This is a genomic window from Pseudomonas sp. PAGU 2196 (genome assembly GCF_022179005.1).
In the GTDB taxonomy this organism is placed as follows: domain Bacteria; phylum Pseudomonadota; class Gammaproteobacteria; order Pseudomonadales; family Pseudomonadaceae; genus Aquipseudomonas; species Aquipseudomonas kermanshahensis.
In genome coordinates this window covers 19,604-35,092 of sequence record NZ_BNTL01000030.1, presented here as the reverse complement: position 1 = coordinate 35,092, position 15,489 = coordinate 19,604, and the positions used below count along the sequence as shown (strand labels likewise).

General features: G+C 63.5%; 16 protein-coding genes. 6 read left to right on the top strand and 10 right to left on the bottom strand.

Annotated elements, in window-relative coordinates; translation table 11 throughout:
• Positions 1 to 17 precede the first annotated feature (17 nt).
• Both ybeY and MFF34_RS23035 read right to left on the bottom strand, forming a co-directional pair.
• Positions 18 to 491, bottom strand: coding sequence for an rRNA maturation RNase YbeY (ybeY, locus tag MFF34_RS23040; RefSeq protein WP_027592625.1), 474 nt, complete (start codon positions 489 to 491; stop codon positions 18 to 20).
• Positions 484 to 1,482, bottom strand: coding sequence for a PhoH family protein (locus MFF34_RS23035; protein ID WP_027592626.1), 999 nt, complete (start codon positions 1,480 to 1,482; stop codon positions 484 to 486). The genes ybeY and MFF34_RS23035 overlap by 8 nt, the downstream gene beginning before the upstream one ends.
• Before the next feature lie 250 nt (positions 1,483 to 1,732).
• Between MFF34_RS23035 and MFF34_RS23030 the strand changes: the two genes are divergently transcribed.
• Positions 1,733 to 2,059 carry a DUF1820 family protein gene (locus tag MFF34_RS23030; RefSeq protein ID WP_027592627.1) on the top strand — a complete coding sequence of 109 codons (327 nt, stop codon included), beginning with the start codon at positions 1,733 to 1,735 and terminating at the stop codon, positions 2,057 to 2,059.
• Between the two features lie 6 nt (positions 2,060 to 2,065).
• Here the strand turns inward: MFF34_RS23030 and MFF34_RS23025 are convergent, their stop codons facing one another.
• The 4 genes from MFF34_RS23025 to MFF34_RS23010 all read right to left on the bottom strand — a co-directional run bounded on the left by MFF34_RS23025 (position 2,066) and on the right by MFF34_RS23010 (position 5,536).
• The gene (locus MFF34_RS23025) at positions 2,066 to 2,611 is read right to left on the bottom strand and encodes a tetratricopeptide repeat protein (protein ID WP_027592628.1); all 546 of its coding nucleotides are present in this window, start codon (positions 2,609 to 2,611) and stop codon (positions 2,066 to 2,068) included.
• A 188-nt stretch (positions 2,612 to 2,799) separates the two neighbouring features.
• Positions 2,800 to 4,083 carry a glutamate-1-semialdehyde 2,1-aminomutase gene (hemL, locus tag MFF34_RS23020; protein WP_085272346.1) on the bottom strand — a complete coding sequence of 428 codons (1,284 nt, stop codon included), beginning with the start codon at positions 4,081 to 4,083 and terminating at the stop codon, positions 2,800 to 2,802.
• A gap of 17 nt (positions 4,084 to 4,100) precedes the next feature.
• Positions 4,101 to 4,724, bottom strand: coding sequence for a thiamine phosphate synthase (gene thiE / locus MFF34_RS23015; protein ID WP_099455386.1), 624 nt, complete (start codon positions 4,722 to 4,724; stop codon positions 4,101 to 4,103).
• Positions 4,725 to 4,738: 14 nt separating this feature from the next.
• Positions 4,739 to 5,536 carry a hydroxymethylpyrimidine/phosphomethylpyrimidine kinase gene (locus tag MFF34_RS23010; protein WP_085272375.1) on the bottom strand — a complete coding sequence of 266 codons (798 nt, stop codon included), beginning with the start codon at positions 5,534 to 5,536 and terminating at the stop codon, positions 4,739 to 4,741.
• 265 nt (positions 5,537 to 5,801) lie between these two features.
• Between MFF34_RS23010 and MFF34_RS23005 the strand changes: the two genes are divergently transcribed.
• The 4 genes from MFF34_RS23005 (at position 5,802) to MFF34_RS22990 (ending at position 11,910) form a co-directional block, all read left to right on the top strand.
• Complete coding sequence (locus tag MFF34_RS23005; protein WP_238216641.1) at positions 5,802 to 7,790, top strand: hybrid sensor histidine kinase/response regulator; 1,989 nt, start codon at positions 5,802 to 5,804, stop codon at positions 7,788 to 7,790.
• A gap of 290 nt (positions 7,791 to 8,080) precedes the next feature.
• Positions 8,081 to 9,733: an acyl-CoA dehydrogenase family protein gene (locus MFF34_RS23000; protein WP_238216639.1), complete on the top strand. Its 1,653-nt coding sequence runs from the start codon at positions 8,081 to 8,083 to the stop codon at positions 9,731 to 9,733.
• A gap of 71 nt (positions 9,734 to 9,804) precedes the next feature.
• Positions 9,805 to 11,268 (top strand): AMP nucleosidase, encoded by a 1,464-nt coding sequence (gene amn / locus MFF34_RS22995; RefSeq protein WP_027592636.1) that lies wholly within the window; start codon positions 9,805 to 9,807, stop codon positions 11,266 to 11,268.
• Positions 11,269 to 11,274: 6 nt separating this feature from the next.
• The gene (locus tag MFF34_RS22990) at positions 11,275 to 11,910 is read left to right on the top strand and encodes a pseudouridine synthase (RefSeq protein WP_027592637.1); all 636 of its coding nucleotides are present in this window, start codon (positions 11,275 to 11,277) and stop codon (positions 11,908 to 11,910) included.
• A gap of 85 nt (positions 11,911 to 11,995) precedes the next feature.
• Here MFF34_RS22990 and MFF34_RS22985 read toward each other — a convergent pair whose 3' ends face one another.
• On the bottom strand, positions 11,996 to 12,199 hold the full coding sequence (locus tag MFF34_RS22985) for a DUF2788 domain-containing protein (RefSeq protein ID WP_027592638.1): 204 nt from the start codon (positions 12,197 to 12,199) through the stop codon (positions 11,996 to 11,998).
• Between the two features lie 53 nt (positions 12,200 to 12,252).
• Positions 12,253 to 12,729: an Lrp/AsnC family transcriptional regulator gene (locus tag MFF34_RS22980; RefSeq protein WP_003249795.1), complete on the bottom strand. Its 477-nt coding sequence runs from the start codon at positions 12,727 to 12,729 to the stop codon at positions 12,253 to 12,255.
• 397 nt (positions 12,730 to 13,126) lie between these two features.
• Between MFF34_RS22980 and MFF34_RS22975 the strand changes: the two genes are divergently transcribed.
• Positions 13,127 to 13,978, top strand: a complete 852-nt coding sequence (locus tag MFF34_RS22975; protein ID WP_238216637.1) for a DUF6515 family protein — start codon at positions 13,127 to 13,129, stop codon at positions 13,976 to 13,978.
• A 124-nt stretch (positions 13,979 to 14,102) separates the two neighbouring features.
• Here MFF34_RS22975 and MFF34_RS22970 read toward each other — a convergent pair whose 3' ends face one another.
• Together MFF34_RS22970 and MFF34_RS22965 are read right to left on the bottom strand one after the other, a co-directional pair.
• On the bottom strand, positions 14,103 to 14,972 hold the full coding sequence (locus tag MFF34_RS22970) for a cation diffusion facilitator family transporter (protein WP_238216715.1): 870 nt from the start codon (positions 14,970 to 14,972) through the stop codon (positions 14,103 to 14,105).
• A 25-nt stretch (positions 14,973 to 14,997) separates the two neighbouring features.
• Positions 14,998 to 15,417 (bottom strand): hypothetical protein, encoded by a 420-nt coding sequence (locus MFF34_RS22965; RefSeq protein WP_027592641.1) that lies wholly within the window; start codon positions 15,415 to 15,417, stop codon positions 14,998 to 15,000.
• Positions 15,418 to 15,489: the final 72 nt, after the last annotated feature.

The window sequence follows — 15,489 nt, the reverse complement described above, 5'->3', positions numbered from 1 at the left end:
TCGTGATCCTTGCAGTATCAGTGTGTGATGGTTTCGTCTTCATCGTCGGCATACGGGTCAGGGTGACCCAGTTCTGCCAGCAATTCTCGTTCCAGGGCTTCCATTTCCTCGGCTTCGTCATCGTCGATGTGGTCGTAGCCGAGCAAGTGCAGGCAGCCGTGGATGACCAGGTGCGCCCAGTGGGCCTCCAGGGTTTTGCCCTGTTCGGCGGCCTCGCGCTCGACCACCGCCACACAGATCACCAAGTCGCCCAGCAGGGGGATGTCGAGCAGGTCATCAGGCACGTCGGCCGGGAACGACAGCACATTGGTCGCGTAGTCCTTGTGCCGGTAGGTGTGGTTCAGCTCGCGGCCTTCGGCTTCGTCGACCAGGCGGATGGTCATTTCCGAGTCGGCGCTGCGCTGGCGCAGGGCCAGCTCGCACCAGCGGCGGAAGGCAGCATCGTCAGGGGCGGCGGCGTCCGTGGCCCGTTGCAAGTCAAGTTCAAGCATCTTTGCCGGGTGCCTCTGGCTTGGCCTGACGGCCTTCGAAACGGTCGTAGGCCTCGACGATGCGTTGCACCAGTGGGTGACGAACCACATCTTTGGGTTGGAAATGGGTAAAGCTGATACCCGGAACGTCCCGGAGCACCTCGATCACATGCGCCAGGCCCGACTTCGTGCCACGGGGCAGGTCGACCTGGGTGATGTCACCGGTGATCACCGCCGTCGAGCCGAAGCCGATGCGGGTGAGGAACATCTTCATCTGCTCGAGCGTGGTGTTCTGGCTTTCGTCGAGGATGATGAAGCTGTTGTTCAGGGTACGGCCACGCATGTAGGCCAGCGGGGCGATCTCGATCACCTGGCGCTCGATCAGCTTGGCCACGTGTTCGAAGCCCAGCATTTCGTACAGGGCGTCGTACAGCGGGCGCAGGTACGGGTCGATCTTCTGTGCCAGGTCACCGGGCAGGAAGCCGAGCTTTTCGCCCGCTTCGACTGCCGGGCGTACCAGCAGGATGCGGCGCACTTGCTCGCGCTCCAGGGCATCTACGGCACAGGCCACGGCCAGGTACGTCTTGCCGGTACCGGCCGGGCCGATGCCGAAGTTGATGTCGTTGGCCAGGATTTCCTTGACGTACCGCTGCTGGTTGACACCGCGCGGGCGAATGTTGCCCTTGCGCGTGCGCAACGAGACGCTGACCTCGTTGACCGCCGGGTTGTCGATGTTCTCGACGGTCGACTCCTGCAGGTACAGGTGGACCGTTTCTGGCGACAAGTCGGTGGCCTTGGCCTCGCGGTAGAGGCGGCGCAGCAGTTGCTCGGCAGCGGAAGTGGTCTTGGGTTCGCCGATCAGTTCGAACTGATTGCCGCGGTTGCGGATCTCGATGGCCAGGCGTTGCTCGATGAGGCGCAGGTGCTCGTCGAACTGGCCGCACAAGTTGGCGAAACGGTGGGCCTCGAAAGGTTCGAGGATGAAACGATGAGGTTCTATGGGTGCGTTCAAGGTCGTTTTTAGCCGCCCGACGGCAATGGGTGTGAGCTCAAGAATAACCCTTGAATGGCAGTGGCGAAAGCACTGAAACGTTCAACGGTATGTAGGGCCTGTTCTGGCCTATTCGCGGGTGAACCCGCTCCTACAGGTACTGCGCAGGTTTCAAGGCCGGTGGAGAGCCTGTGGGAGCGGGTTTACCCGCGAATAGGCCGGCACTGCTATGATGCGCACCTTTTCTTACGCATGTGTTATCCCGCCAACCATGAGCAAACGCGAACCCGCCATCTATAAAGTGATCTTCCTCAACCAGGGGCAGGTCTTCGAGATGTATGCCAAGCAGATCTACCAGAGCGACCTGTGGGGCTTCCTGGAAATCGAGGAGTTCGTCTTCGGCGAGCGCACCCAGGTGGTGGTCGACCCCAGCGAAGAGAAGCTCAAGAGCCAGTTCGAGGGCGTGATCCGCAGCTTCGTGCCGATGCATTCGATCGTGCGCATCGACGAGGTCGAGCGCTTGGGCACGGCGAAGATCAGCGAGGCCAAGGGCGGCGGCAATGTAATGCCATTCCCCATGCCGATGCCAGAGAAGTAGGGCGTTTCAGGGAAGTGGCGAGAACGGCGAGCGCCCTTCGGCGTTCTGCAGTTCAAGCAGGTACTTGCGGAAGATCTGGCCGAGCACCTGGGTCGCGTGTTCCAGCTCGTCGCGGGGCATCTGCTCGGTCACTTCGTCGGCCATGTCCAGCGCATCTTCGGCGCCGTTGACCGCGGCCATCTTCAGCAGAATGTAGGCCTGCACGTTATTGGCCTTGACCCCTTCGCCGCGGAAGAACATGGCGCCAAGCCGGTATTGGGCCTGGGCGTGGCCTTGCAACGAGGCCTGCTGAAACCAGTTCAGGGCCTTGTTCAGGTCTTTGGGCGTCTGGGTGTAGTAGTACTCGCCCAGTTCGAACTGCGCCTGGGCATCCCCCGTCGTCGCCGTCTGCTCGCAGGCCTTGAGGGCATTGGCGAGGTCTTCTGGCTGAACATTCAGGGTGCAGCGGCTCGTCGCTGGAATCAGCAATGAGTTACCACCCTCCGCCAGGGCCAGCAGGGGCTGAAGAAGCAACAGGCAGCCCAGGGTCAGGGCGCGGCCGGTGCGGTTCATGGGGATCGACTTACCTCTGCAAAGCTGCGGCCAATGTCTCTGGTGGCACATTATGGGATAAGCAGCGCCAACCTTACAAAGTTTTACGCGAAATTCTGTCGGGTTGGGGAAGTCAGCTGATTGTGTAGGAGCGGCCTTACGTCGCGAAAGGGCTGTAAGGGCGCTCCTACAGGGGCAAATGTGGCGGTTTACTTCAGTGCAGCAAAGGCCTTTTCAGCCGCATCCAGGGTGATCTGCAGCTCCTTGTCGCCATGGGCGATGGAGGTGAAGCCCGCCTCGAACGCGCTTGGCGCCAGGTACACGCCACCGTCGAGCATCAGGTGGAAGAAGCGCTTGAAGCGATCCGCATCGCTGGCCATCACGTCGTCGAAGGTGACGATGTCATCGGCGCCGCTGAAGTACAGGCCGAACATGGCACCCGCCTGCGTGGTGACGAACGGTACGCCAGCGGCATCGGCACGCTGTTGCAGGCCGTCGAGCATGCGGCTGGTGAAATCGGTCAGTTCGGCGTGGAAGCCTGGGCGGCTGATCAGTTTCAGCGTGGTCAGGCCGGCGGCCATGGCCAGCGGGTTGCCCGACAGGGTACCGGCCTGGTAGACCGGGCCCAGCGGGGCGATGCAGCCCATGATCTCGCGCTTGCCGCCGAAGCAGCCGACCGGCATGCCGCCGCCGACGATCTTGCCGAAGGTCGACAGGTCAGGGGTGATGCCATAGTAGCCTTGGGCGCCGCCCAGCGAGACGCGGAAGCCGGTCATCACTTCGTCGAAGATCAACACCACGCCGTGCTTGTCGCACTGCTCGCGCAGGCCTTCGAGGAAGCCCGGGGCTGGCGGTACGCAGTTCATGTTGCCGGCCACCGGCTCGACAATGATGCACGCCACGGTCTGGCCGACGTCAGCCAGGGTTTTTTCGACCGCGGCAATGTCGTTGAACGGCAGGGTCAGGGTGTGTTTGGCGAAGTCCGCCGGCACGCCCGCCGAGCTTGGCACGCCTTGGGTCAGAAGGCCCGAGCCGGCTTTCACCAGCAGGCTGTCGGAGTGGCCGTGGTAGCAGCCTTCGAACTTGATGATGGCGTCGCGGCCGGTGTAGCCACGGGCCAGGCGGATGGCGCTCATGGTGGCTTCGGTACCCGAGCTGACCATGCGGACCATTTCCATCGACGGCACGAGCGAGCAGACCAGGTCGGCCATCTCGGTTTCCATGGCGGTCGGGGCGCCGTAGGACAGGCCGTGTTGCAGCTGGTTGCGCACCGCGTCGAGCACTTCAGGGTGGCCGTGGCCGAGGATCATCGGGCCCCAGGAACCCACGTAGTCGACGTAGCGCTTGTCGTCTTCGTCAACGACATAGGCGCCTTCGGCGTGCTTGAAGAACAACGGCGTGCCGCCAACGCTCTTGAACGCGCGGACGGGCGAGTTGACGCCGCCCGGGATGTGCTTCTGGGCTTGGGCGAACAGGGTTTCGGAACGGGACATGGGATCTTCTCTCGAAATCAGGAAGCGAACAGGGCGTTGAAGGCACGGGCGCGGCGGGTGACTTCCTGCGCGCTATCGGTACCAAACAGGCCGTGGATCACCGCCAGCAGGTCGGCGCCATGGGCGACCAACGGGGCAGCGTTGTCGAGGGTGACGCCGCCGATCACGGCGATCGGCAGCTTGACCTGGGCGCGGGCCTGTTCCAGCAGGTCGAGGCTGGCGGCCGGTGCGCCCGGCTTGGTCACGGAGTTGAAAAAGCGACCGAAGGCCACATAGCTGGCGCCTTCGCTGGCGGCCTGGCGGGCCAGGTCGAGCTGCGCGTGGCAGGTCGAGCCGATGATGGCGTCGCGGCCCAGCAACGCCCGGGCCGGGGTCAGCGGGCCGTCGGTCTGGCCCAGGTGCACGCCGACACCCAGGCGTGCGGCCAGTTCAGCGTCGTCGTTGATGATCAGCTGGGTGTCGTAGCGCTCGCACAGTTGCTTCAAGGCTTCGGCCTCGCGCAGGCGACGCGCAGCGTCGTCACTCTTGTCGCGGTACTGCAACAGTCGCACCCCGCCGTCCAGGGCCGCTTCGACATGGGACAGAAAACGGCCGGCGAGCAGCTGGCTGTCGGTGATTGCGTACAGACCGCGTAGCTTCATCTGAAAGCCTCGTATCAGGAGCAGAAATCCAGGGGCAGGCGGCGCGGCACGTACTGGCCCTTGCCCAGTTGCTCGGCGTCACGCAGGGTGCGCCAGGTGTAATCCAGGGCGCTGCGCACAGCGCTTTGCAGTGCTTCGCCCAGTGCCAGTCGACCGGCCAGGGCGCTGGCCAGGGTGCAACCGGAACCGTGGTAGCTGCCTGGCAGGCGTTGGCAGGTCCAGGTCAGGCGTTGGCCGTCGCGGCTGTACAGGCGGTTGTGGATTTCGTCTTCGTCGCCGTGACCCCCGGTAATCAACAGGTGTCTACAGAACGGCAACAGTTTCTCGGCACACTCGTCGGCAGTGCCTTCAGGCAGCTCGGCGAGAATGCGCGCTTCCGGCAGGTTCGGCGTGGCGATGGTCGCCAGCGGCAGCAGGCGTTCGCGCACGGCGTAGCCCACTTCGTCCTTGCCCAGGCGGCCACCGCCACCGGCACGCAGCACCGGGTCGCAGACCAGCGGCAGGTGCGGGTGGGCGGCAAGCAGTTCGGCGACGGTGTCGACCATGTCGATCGAACCGAGCATGCCCAGCTTGACGGCCGCTACCGTGGAGTCAGCCAGCACGGCGTTGGCCTGGGCCAGCACCCACTCACGGTCGAGCACGCGGAAGTCGGAAACATTGACGGTATCCTGGACGGTCAGGGCGGTCACCGCAGGTGCGGCGTGACAGCCTTGGGCGATCAGGGCTTCGATATCTGCCTGCAAGCCGGCGCCGCCACTGGGGTCGTGGCCGGAGAGACAGAGGACAACGGGGCGGGAGCTGTAGGTATTCATGGGCGGCGAGCTTACCACCAAACCCATTTGTGGGGATCGTCCTACAAACGAGTTTTGCTGATCGACTGGTCAGATTCAGGTGTGTTGTTCTGCTGAAAGTATTGATTTAGAGCCTTTTGGCCGCAATTCGAGATGGCCGATTGCCAGGTAGGAAAGCTATGCTAGAGTGCTCGGATAACTCGACAAACGGGTTCTGCCGGATTACGTCGTCTCAAACGGATGGGAGGCAACCGCGACGCGACCGGACAGGCCATGCTGGGGCTGTATGCGCTATTTGCTGATTGTGCTTCTGGGCTTGTTGCCCGTGCTGGCCGTTGCGGTCGACTTCGACGACGCTACCCGCCATCTTCCGCTGGGCGAAACCCTTCAGGTCTTCGAAGACCCTGATGGCAGTACCAGCATTGCCCAAGTCAGTGAGCCCACGTTCGCCAAACACTTTCGGGCCCATCATGAGCCTGTGTTGAACGCTGGTTATTCCACGTCGGTGTTCTGGTTGAAGATCGACCTGCGTTACCTGCCGTCGGCCACTGCCACCCCCCGCCAATGGCTGCTGGAACTGGCCTACCCACCCCTGGATCACCTCGAGTTGTACCTGCCCGACAGCACCGGTACCTACCGCCTGGCCCAGCGCACGGGCGACGCCTTGCCTTACGCCAGCCGGCAGATCCGGCAGAACAACTACCTGTTCGAGTTGCCGCTGCCCCCAGGCCAGGCGACTACCGTCTACTTGCGCTTGCACAGCCAGGGGTCGGTGCAGGCGCCGCTGGCGCTATGGTCGGCCGAGGCCTACATGGAGGACCAGCCCACGCGCCTGTACGTACTGGGCATGATCTACGGCGTGTTGCTGGTAATGCTGGTGTACAACCTGTTCATTTACCTCAGCGTGCGGGATGTCAGCTACCTCTACTACATCCTCTACATCGCCTCGTTCGGTCTTTATCAGGTTTCGGTGAATGGTGCGGGGGTCGCCTACTTCTGGCCGGACAGCCCCTGGTGGGCGAATGCCTCGACGCCCTTGTTCATTGGCGCTGCCGGTTTGTTCGGCTGTCAGTTCGCCCGGCATTTTCTGCAACTGGGCAAGATCAGCCGTGGCTTCGACCGGTTGTTGCAACTGCTGATGCTGGGCGGTGGGTTGGTGATGGTCTTGGCCGTGAGCATGCCGTATGGCATCGCCCTGCGCATGGCCACGGTGCTGGCGTTGCTGTTCACCGTCAGCATCTTTGCCGCTGGCGTGTATGCCTGGTCGCGCGGTTTGCGCGTGGCGCGCTGGTTCATCATCGCCTGGTCGGCGTTTTTGCTGGGCGGGCTGGTCAACACCTTGATGGTGCTCGGTTACCTGCCGAACGTGTTCATCACCATGTATGCCAGCCAGTTGGGCTCGGCGCTGGAGGTGGCGCTGCTGTCGCTGGCGCTGGCCGACCGTATCAACAGCCTGCGCGAGCAACAGGCGCAGACCCTGCGTGAAACCGGTCGAACCCTGGAGCAGTTGAACCTGCAACTGGCCAGGAGCAACCGCTTGAAGGACGAGTTCCTGGCCACGGTCACCCATGAACTGCGCACCCCGATGAATGGTGTGATCGGCTCGCTTGAGCTGATGCACACCCTGCCGATGGAGGCCGAAATGGCCCAGTACCATCGCACAGCGGTCACGTCGGCGCAGAGCATGATGGACATGGTCGACGACATCCTCACCCTCTCCGAGCTGCAGGGCGGCCGCTTGCGTGCGCAGGCCGCGCCCTTCAGCCTGCGTAACATGCTGCAAGGCTTGCGCGCCGCGCACGCTGGCCAGGCGCTGGGTAAAGGGTTGTACCTGAGCCTGGACATACCTGCCGATCTGCCAGACGCGCTGCTGTCCGATGCGCAAAAACTGGCCCGTTGCCTGGGTTGCCTGCTGGACAACGGCCTGAAGTTCACCGATCAGGGCGGGGTCATGCTGCAGGTGCGTGGCCAGCGCCTGGGGCCGGACAACCTGGCGCTTACCTTCACGGTCAGTGACAGTGGTATCGGCTTCGATGATCTCGATCAGGCCACGCTTTACCAGCGTTTTTTCCAGGTTGATGGTTCCATGACCCGGCGTTATGGCGGGCTGGGCATCGGCTTGTCGATTTGCAGGCAGATGGGCGAGTTGCTGGGGGCCACGCTGTCGCATGAATCTACGCGCGGGTTGGGGAGCAGGTTCGAGTTGACGATGAAAGTCGCGATATCGCAGGTGCAGTTGCCTCCGCACTCTCAGCAGACGCGTCGCTCCTTCTAGTAGTAGGTGTATCGATAGCGGGCAGGACGCGTTTGGGGCTGACAGGCGCCCGCCACGGGAAGTTTAGCGCCTGGGAAATCGAGCGCCGCCCGCGCGGCGCTCGATCTTATAGGCGCTGAATGTGTAGTGGCGAACACCTATCAGCCCTGATGCATTCTCAAAACTTGCCCCCGCGACCTACAACAACTCCAGCCAAATGCCATCCCGATTAGTCATTTTTGTCACTTTGACTGACCCCCAGGGAGTGCTTCACTGGGACTTTCAGGCCTGCACGGATCCAGGAGCTGCCAATGAACCTGCACCAGTACGCTGAAACCCACGAAGTCACCAACCAGCCGCCGTCTCTCGACGGCGCCAACCTGTACCGCCTTGACCAACCCTTGCAGGAGTGGTCGCGGCGTTTTGGCGCTGGCTGGGCCGAGTCGCGGATCGATGCCTACGGTGCCTTGGCTGGTGGGCCGCTGATGGCTGCGGGCTTCTTGGCCAACGCGCACAAGCCGGAATTCAGCAGCCACGACCGTTATGGCCACCGTATCGACCTGGTCGAGTTCCATCCGGCCTACCACGAGCTGATGCGCACTGCCGTCGAGCACGGTCTGCCTTCTCTGCCATGGGCAGAACCCCGTGCTGGTGCGCATGTGGCGCGCGCGTCGATGACCTACCTGCACAGCCAGGCCGAAGCTGGCACTGGCTGCCCGCTGACCATGACCTTCGCCGCCGTGCCGGCGCTGCGCCTTCAGCCCGAACTGGCCGAGTACTGGCTGCCGAAAATCCTGGCCTGCGAATATGACCCGCGCAACGTCGGGGACCGGCACAAGGCCGGGGTTACCCTGGGCATGGCCATGACCGAGAAGCAGGGCGGCACCGACGTGCGTGCCAACACCACGCGCGCCTACCCGGTCGGTGCGCCGGGCCCTGGCCAGGCGTATGAACTGGTCGGGCACAAGTGGTTTTGCTCGGCGCCGATGTGCGATGCCTTTCTTACCCTGGCCCAGACCGAAAAAGGCCTGAGCTGCTTCCTGTTGCCCCGCCATCGCCCGGATGACAACCGCAACCAGTTCTATATCCAGCGCTTGAAAAACAAGCTGGGCAACAGCTCCAACGCGTCCAGTGAAGTCGAGTTTCGGGGCGCCCTGGCGTGGATGGTGGGTGAAGAAGGGCGGGGTGTGCCGAGCATTATCGAGATGGTCGCCATGACCCGTTTCGACTGCATGGTCGGCTCCAGTGCCCTGATGCGCCAGGCCCTCACCCAAGCCGCCCATCATTGCGCGTTCCGTAAGGTCGGCGGCCGGGTATTGAACGAGCAGCCGCTGATGCAGAACGTGCTGGCCGACCTGGCGCTGGAGAGCGAGGCGGCGCTGGCCCTGAGCCTGCGCATGGGGCAGGCCCTGGAGCAGCTCGATGACCCGCAGCAGGCGCATTTTGCCCGGCTTGTCACAGCAGTGGGCAAGTACTGGATCTGCAAGCGTGCCCCGGCAATGATCAACGAGGCCGCCGAATGCCTGGGCGGGGCCGGGTATGTCGAAGACAGCATCCTGCCGCGGTTGTACCGCGAAGCACCGGTCAACTCGACCTGGGAAGGCTCGGGCAATGTGCAGTGCCTGGATGTGTTGCGGGCGCTGTCCAAGGAGCCGGGGGTGCTGGACGCGCTGTTCGCCGAGCTGGGTGATGGCCATGGCGACCCACGGCTGGCTGCGCACATTGGCAACCTCAAGGGGGCGTTCGCCGACACCACCGACATCCAGTACCGCGCCCGTCAGCTGACCGAGGACATTGCACTGGCGCTGCAGGCCAAGTTGCTGCTGGAGGCGGGTAATGCGATGGTCAGCGATGCGTTCATCGGCAGCCGCCTGGCCGGTGGTGGTCGGGCCTATGGCGCGCTGCCGCGGGGTGTAGATGTTCAGGCGCTGGTGGCAAGGGCCACGCCGGTCTGGCAAGACTGATCAATGGGGGTGTATTTACCCACGAAGGCAGGCAAGATGGTCCACATGCATGTCCAGACAGGAAGCACAGTGTGAGCCACGCTTTTGTAGTCGTTGATACCCCAGAACAGGCCGTCGACCGTCTGGCGGCCCTGCATGAACAGGCCACCGGTGCCCTCAGCCAAGCCCTCAAGCGCTACCTCAAGGACCGAACCGAGCCCGATGCCGACGAGCGCGGGCTGTTCCGTTATCCCGCGCTGCGCCTGACCTATTACAGCCAGGGTGAGGTCGCGGCCACCACGCGTGCCTACGCCAAGGTCCAGGTCGCCGGCACCTACAGCGTCACCGTCACCCAGCCAGCCGCGTTCCGTGGCTATCTGCTCGAGCAACTGCGCCCGCTCATGCACGACTACACCGTGACGGTGGAAGTGGGTGTGAGCGAGCAGAACATCCCGTACCCGTACGTGGTCGACCAGGGCGACGAGCTGGCCGGCAGCGGCATCACCGCCGCCCAGCTGGCGCGGGTGTTCCCCAGCACCGACCTGTCGGCAGCCACCGACAATATCGCCGATGGCCTGTACGACTGGGACAGCACCGAAACCCTGCCGCTGGCGCTGTTCGATGCCGCGCGTGTCGACTTCTCGCTGCGTCGCCTGGTGCACTACACCGGCAGCGACTGGCGGCATGTACAGCCGTGGATTTTGCTGACCAACTACCACCGCTATGTCGACCAGTTCATCAGCCATGGCCTTGAGCAACTGCGTGACGACCCGCGTTTCGTACGCATGGTGCTGCCGGGCAACGTGGTGATCGAAAAAGGCATGGACCATGGCGAAACCCAGGCCCTGGTGGCCAGCGTGGTCTGGCACCGTTACCAGATGCCGGCCTACCACCTGATCGCCGCCGACGGCGACGGCGTGACCTTGGTCAACATCGGCGTCGGCCCTTCCAATGCCAAGAACATCACCGACCACCTGGCCGTGCTGCGCCCGCACTGCTGGCTGATGATCGGCCACTGCGGCGGCCTGCGTCAGTCGCAGACCATCGGTGACTATGTGCTGGCGCACGCGTACATGCGGCGCGACGGCATTCTTGACCGTGTGGTGCCGCCAAACATTCCGATCCCGGCCCTGGCCGAGGTGCAGATGGCCTTGCAGGAGGCAGCAGCACAAGTAACCGGTGAGCGCGGCGAACAGCTGAAAAAGCGCCTGCGCACCGGCACTGTGTTGACCTACGACGACCGTAACTGGGAACTGCGCTGGGCCCAGGAGCGGCCATTGATCAACCTGTCACGTGCGGTGGCGGTGGACATGGAGAGTGGCACCATTGCCGCCCAAGGCTACCGGTTGCGGGTGCCGTACGGCACGTTGCTGTGTGTCTCCGACAAGCCGCTGCACAGCGAGATCAAGCTGCCAGGCTCGGCCAACGCGTTCTACAACCGGGCGGTCAGCCAGCATTTGAAGATCGGCATTGCCGCCCTCGACCTGCTACGTACCGAGCTCAATTCGTTGCACTCGCGTAAACTGCGCAGCTTCGATGAGCCGCCGTTCCGCTGAGGATCCATGCCCCTGCCACCCCGTTCCAAGCCGCGCCGCCCTCAGGCGCGGCCTGCCGACCCGCGTCGCCAGCCCAAGGCGCCGCCGGCCGAGCCGCGTTTGATCCTGTTCAACAAGCCGTTCGACGTGCTGACCCAGTTCAGCGATGGTGAAGGGCGCGCGACCCTCAAGGACTTCATCGACATCCCGGGCGTCTACCCGGCCGGGCGGCTGGACCGCGACAGTGAAGGCCTGCTGCTGCTGACCAACCATGGCGGCCTGCAGGCGCGCATCGCCGACCCCAAGCACAAGCTGGCCAAGACCTACTGGGTACAAGTGGAAGGTGAACCGAGCGACGAGCAGTTGCAACGCCTGCGCGAGGGGGTGATGCTCAATGACGGCCCGACCTTGCCGGCCGAGGCCCGCCGCCTGGATGAACCTGAACTGTGGCCGCGCAACCCGCCGGTACGTTTTCGCAAGAGCGTGCCGACCCATTGGCTGGAGCTGGTGATTCGCGAAGGCCGCAACCGCCAGGTGCGGCGGATGACGGCGGCGGTGGGGTTGCCTACCTTGCGCCTGGTGCGGGTGCGGATTGGCGACTGGACGTTGGACGGGTTGGACCAAGGCTGTTGGCGCGAAGTGCCAGCCAAGCTACCTCGATAGGAGCAGCCTTGTGCTGCGAAAGGGCCGGTATGTTTGACCCAGAACTTGGCGAGCGACGGGGCCCCTTCGCAGCACAAGGCTGCGCCTACACACCCTCCAGAAACGCCACCACCACGCTCTTGATGATAAAGGCCAGAACCCCAAGCCCCAGCACGAAGAACAGGATCAGGGTGCCGAACCGCCCGGCCTTGGACTTTTTCGCCAGGTCCCAGACGATAAAGCCCATGAAACCGATCAACACGGTGACGAGGATGATCATCATCCATTCTTCGAATACGGCGGGATCCATCAGTGTTCTCCAGGCAGGCTGAGCGCTCGATCATACGCCGGGCGATTAAGTATTCAACGCAGATGGGTCAATGGAAGCTCGGTACTGGCCAGTACCTGGTTCAGCACGAAGCTCGAACGCACGCTGGTGACGCCTTCGATGCGGGTCAGGCTGCCGAGTAGCAATTTTTGATAGTGGTCCATGTCCGGTACCACCACCTTGAGCTGGTAGTCGGCGTCCATACCGGTGACCAGGCTGCATTCAAGCACCTGGGGCAAGTTGCGAATGGCGGCCTCGAAGGTCTCGAAGCGCTCTGGGGTGTGGCGGTCCATGCCGATCAGTACATAGGCGGTCAGGCTCAACCCCAGCTTCTTGCGATCGAGCAGGGCAACCTGGCGCGAGATGTAGCCGTCGTCCTCGAGTTGTTTGACCCGACGCGAGCACGGCGAAGGCGACAAGCCGATGCGTTCGGCCAGCTCCTGGTTGGAAATGCGCGCATCGCGCTGCAGTTCGGCGAGGATGCTCAGGTCGTAGCGGTCAAGTTTGCTCATGGAATATGCCTTTTCTGTTCAGATTGCGATGAATTATCAATCTAAGGTGAAAAATTGCGCAAGTGCTATTTATCTGAGCAATCTTCGCAATCCTCTGTCGCCCTCTGCCCGGTATCTTTATCCACAGAATCACTGCCCGGACATCAGTCCACGGCGACGCGCTCTAGGCGAGCGGTCGCGGCCCAGCCATCCAACAGGATCCGCCAGGCCCCCGGGCTACACACCGTCCAGAAGACGGCGTGAGGTGAGCCGGCGCCACAAGTGCCGAGCACGGACGACAATTCCCAAAGGGAGGCCCAACGGCCTCCCTTTTTTCATGTCCGCGATTTTAAGTTGCCGGTGTGGCCGGCGCGGTAGACTGGCAGCGGCTGCAGTCATTTTGATCGAGAGGGGCACCATGAAGTCGCGCATCTGGCAGTGGGCAGGTGTTGGTTTGGTTACGTTGAGCATCAGCCTTGGCGCTGTGGCGCAGGGGCCTGATGAGGGGCATGGCGGGGGCCATGGCGGCAACGGGCCACAGGACCCGAACGGCGCCGCCGCAGGCCGCTCCCCGCTCAACTCGCGCGACGAAGTACGCCAGACGCAGCCACCGCGCCAGGGCTATTACCAGGACATCCCCCGGCACAATGGCGATAACCGCTATTGGCAAGCCGGTGGGCCGGGGCAGCGGCCGGGCGGTGACTGGCAGGGGCGCCCGGACGGCCATGGCAATGGCTGGGGGCCAGGGCCGCAGTATCGCCCAGGGCAGACCATCGACCGCTTCCCGGATCGCTACTGGAAGGTGCCTTACCGCGGGCACGACTACTTCTATTCGGGCGGCTATTGGTATCGACCGCACGGCGGCAGTTACATCGTCGTGGCACCGCCTTATGGTGCGCGGGTGGAGTACCTGCCGGCGTATGCCCGTGAGGTGTGGCTGGGTGGGGCGCTGTTCTTCCTGGTGGCCGATACCTATTACCAGTACCTGGCGGACAGCCGCGAGTATGTGGTGGTCAATCCGCCGATGGCTGCACCCGCGCCTGCGCCAATGGCTCCGGCAGGGGGTGGCTATGATGTGGTGGCTTATCCGATGTATGGCCAGGGGCAGGAACAGCAGGAACAGGACCGCTACCAGTGCCACCGTTGGGCGGTGAGCCAGTCAGGCTTTGACCCAGCGACGGCGGCCTATGCACCCCCTTTGAATGTGACCGATACCTACCGGCGTGCGCTGGGCGCCTGTTTCAGCGGGCGGGGTTACAGCATCAACTGAGCCTGAACCGGCCTTTGTAGGAGCGGCCTTGCGTCGCGAAAGGGGCGCGTAGCGGCCCCAGCGATTTCTGCCGCGTCGCAAACCTGGGGCCGCTACGCGCCCCTTTCGCGACGCAAGGCCGCTCCTACACCGGGTCCGCGTGCACCATCACATCCGCCTGTGGATAACGCTGGCGAATCACCTCCGATGCCGCCACGCACAGACTGTGCGCCTCATGCAGCGCCAGCTCGCCCGGCAACTCCAGGTGCAACTGCACGAACCACTGGTTGCCCGAGACCCGTGTACGCACATCATGCACCCCCTTCACGCCAGGGATGGCCAGCACCAAGGCGGACATCGCCTCGCCCACATCGCCCGGCAGCTCCTTGTCCATCAGGATGGCGGTGCTCTCCCGCGCGATCTGCAGCGCACTCCAGAGAATGTAGAAGGCAATGCCCAGGCCGAATAAAGCATCCAGTTGCGACCAGCCAAATTGAGTCAGCAGCAACGCCAGCAAGATGCTGCCGTTCAGCAGCAGGTCTGAGCGGTAGTGCAGGGAGTCGGCGCGCACCGCAGTGGAACCGGTCAGGCGTATGACCTTGTGCTGCAACGCCAGCAAGGCAACGGTCAGGGCCAGTGAAAGCAGCATGACCGCGATGCCGACGCCCGTGTCACCCAAGGGTTGTGGGGTTTGCAGGCGTTCGACTGCCTGCACCCCGATCAGCACCGCACTGACCCCGATGAACAGCGCCTGGGCCATACCCGCCAAGGCCTCGGCCTTGCCGTGGCCAAAGCGATGGTCATCATCGGCCGGGCGCAGGGCGTAATGCACGGCGAGCAAGTTGAGGAACGAGGCGACGGCGTCCAGTGCCGAATCGGTCAACCCGGCCAACAGGCTGACCGAGCCGCTCAGCCACCAGGCCAGCGCCTTGCTCACGACCAGGATGCTGGCCACCGCCAGTGACGCGCGGGTGGCCAGGCGCAGCAGGCGCTGGTGTTCAGCCGGGGTGATCATTGCCGGGGCGATGTCCTTGTCTGGGTCAGGCAGCCGGTACCAGCTGGTAGGCGGCCAGTTGCTCGACGCTGCCACGGTGCTGGATCAGCCGTGGGTCGTTCAGCGGCAGGCGCTGGCCCAGTTCGCTTTCAAGAATGGCCTGCAGCTTGAGGTTGTCGACCTTGCCGTCCGGGCTTACCGCTTCGCGCAGTTTCTCTGGGGCGACCTGGGCTGTGCGGCCACCCGGGTAGTAGATGGCGCCGGTGGCAAAGTCGATGCCGAAGGCGATCAGCCCGGGGATCACGTAGAAGAGAATGCCGATGGCATCCATGGCGGCGACCACGGGGTCGATCTTGCCGTCGATCTGGCCGCGACGGTCTGGGTAAAACAGCGTGCCGCAGGCCGTCAGCTGGGTCAGCAAGGTGACGATGAGGGCGCCGCCGATGACACGGGATGGGATACGCATGTAAATCTCCGAAAAGGTATTCAGCAGGGCAAGCGAAGCGCCAGCACCTGATGCTAAGACCATGATAGAGCA

Coding starts and splice junctions, on each gene's coding strand:
- MFF34_RS22970 (WP_238216715.1), bottom strand. CDS start 14,972: ATGATCACCCCGGCTGAACACCAGCGCCTGCTGCGCCTGGCCACCCGC.
- MFF34_RS22965 (WP_027592641.1), bottom strand. CDS start 15,417: ATGCGTATCCCATCCCGTGTCATCGGCGGCGCCCTCATCGTCACCTTG.
- MFF34_RS23025 (WP_027592628.1), bottom strand. CDS start 2,611: ATGAACCGCACCGGCCGCGCCCTGACCCTGGGCTGCCTGTTGCTTCTT.
- MFF34_RS23030 (WP_027592627.1), top strand. CDS start 1,733: ATGAGCAAACGCGAACCCGCCATCTATAAAGTGATCTTCCTCAACCAG.
- MFF34_RS22985 (WP_027592638.1), bottom strand. CDS start 12,199: ATGGATCCCGCCGTATTCGAAGAATGGATGATGATCATCCTCGTCACC.
- MFF34_RS22975 (WP_238216637.1), top strand. CDS start 13,127: ATGAAGTCGCGCATCTGGCAGTGGGCAGGTGTTGGTTTGGTTACGTTG.
- MFF34_RS22990 (WP_027592637.1), top strand. CDS start 11,275: ATGCCCCTGCCACCCCGTTCCAAGCCGCGCCGCCCTCAGGCGCGGCCT.
- MFF34_RS23010 (WP_085272375.1), bottom strand. CDS start 5,536: ATGAATACCTACAGCTCCCGCCCCGTTGTCCTCTGTCTCTCCGGCCAC.
- ybeY (WP_027592625.1), bottom strand. CDS start 491: ATGCTTGAACTTGACTTGCAACGGGCCACGGACGCCGCCGCCCCTGAC.
- hemL (WP_085272346.1), bottom strand. CDS start 4,083: ATGTCCCGTTCCGAAACCCTGTTCGCCCAAGCCCAGAAGCACATCCCG.
- MFF34_RS22980 (WP_003249795.1), bottom strand. CDS start 12,729: ATGAGCAAACTTGACCGCTACGACCTGAGCATCCTCGCCGAACTGCAG.
- MFF34_RS23005 (WP_238216641.1), top strand. CDS start 5,802: ATGCGCTATTTGCTGATTGTGCTTCTGGGCTTGTTGCCCGTGCTGGCC.
- thiE (WP_099455386.1), bottom strand. CDS start 4,724: ATGAAGCTACGCGGTCTGTACGCAATCACCGACAGCCAGCTGCTCGCC.
- MFF34_RS23000 (WP_238216639.1), top strand. CDS start 8,081: ATGAACCTGCACCAGTACGCTGAAACCCACGAAGTCACCAACCAGCCG.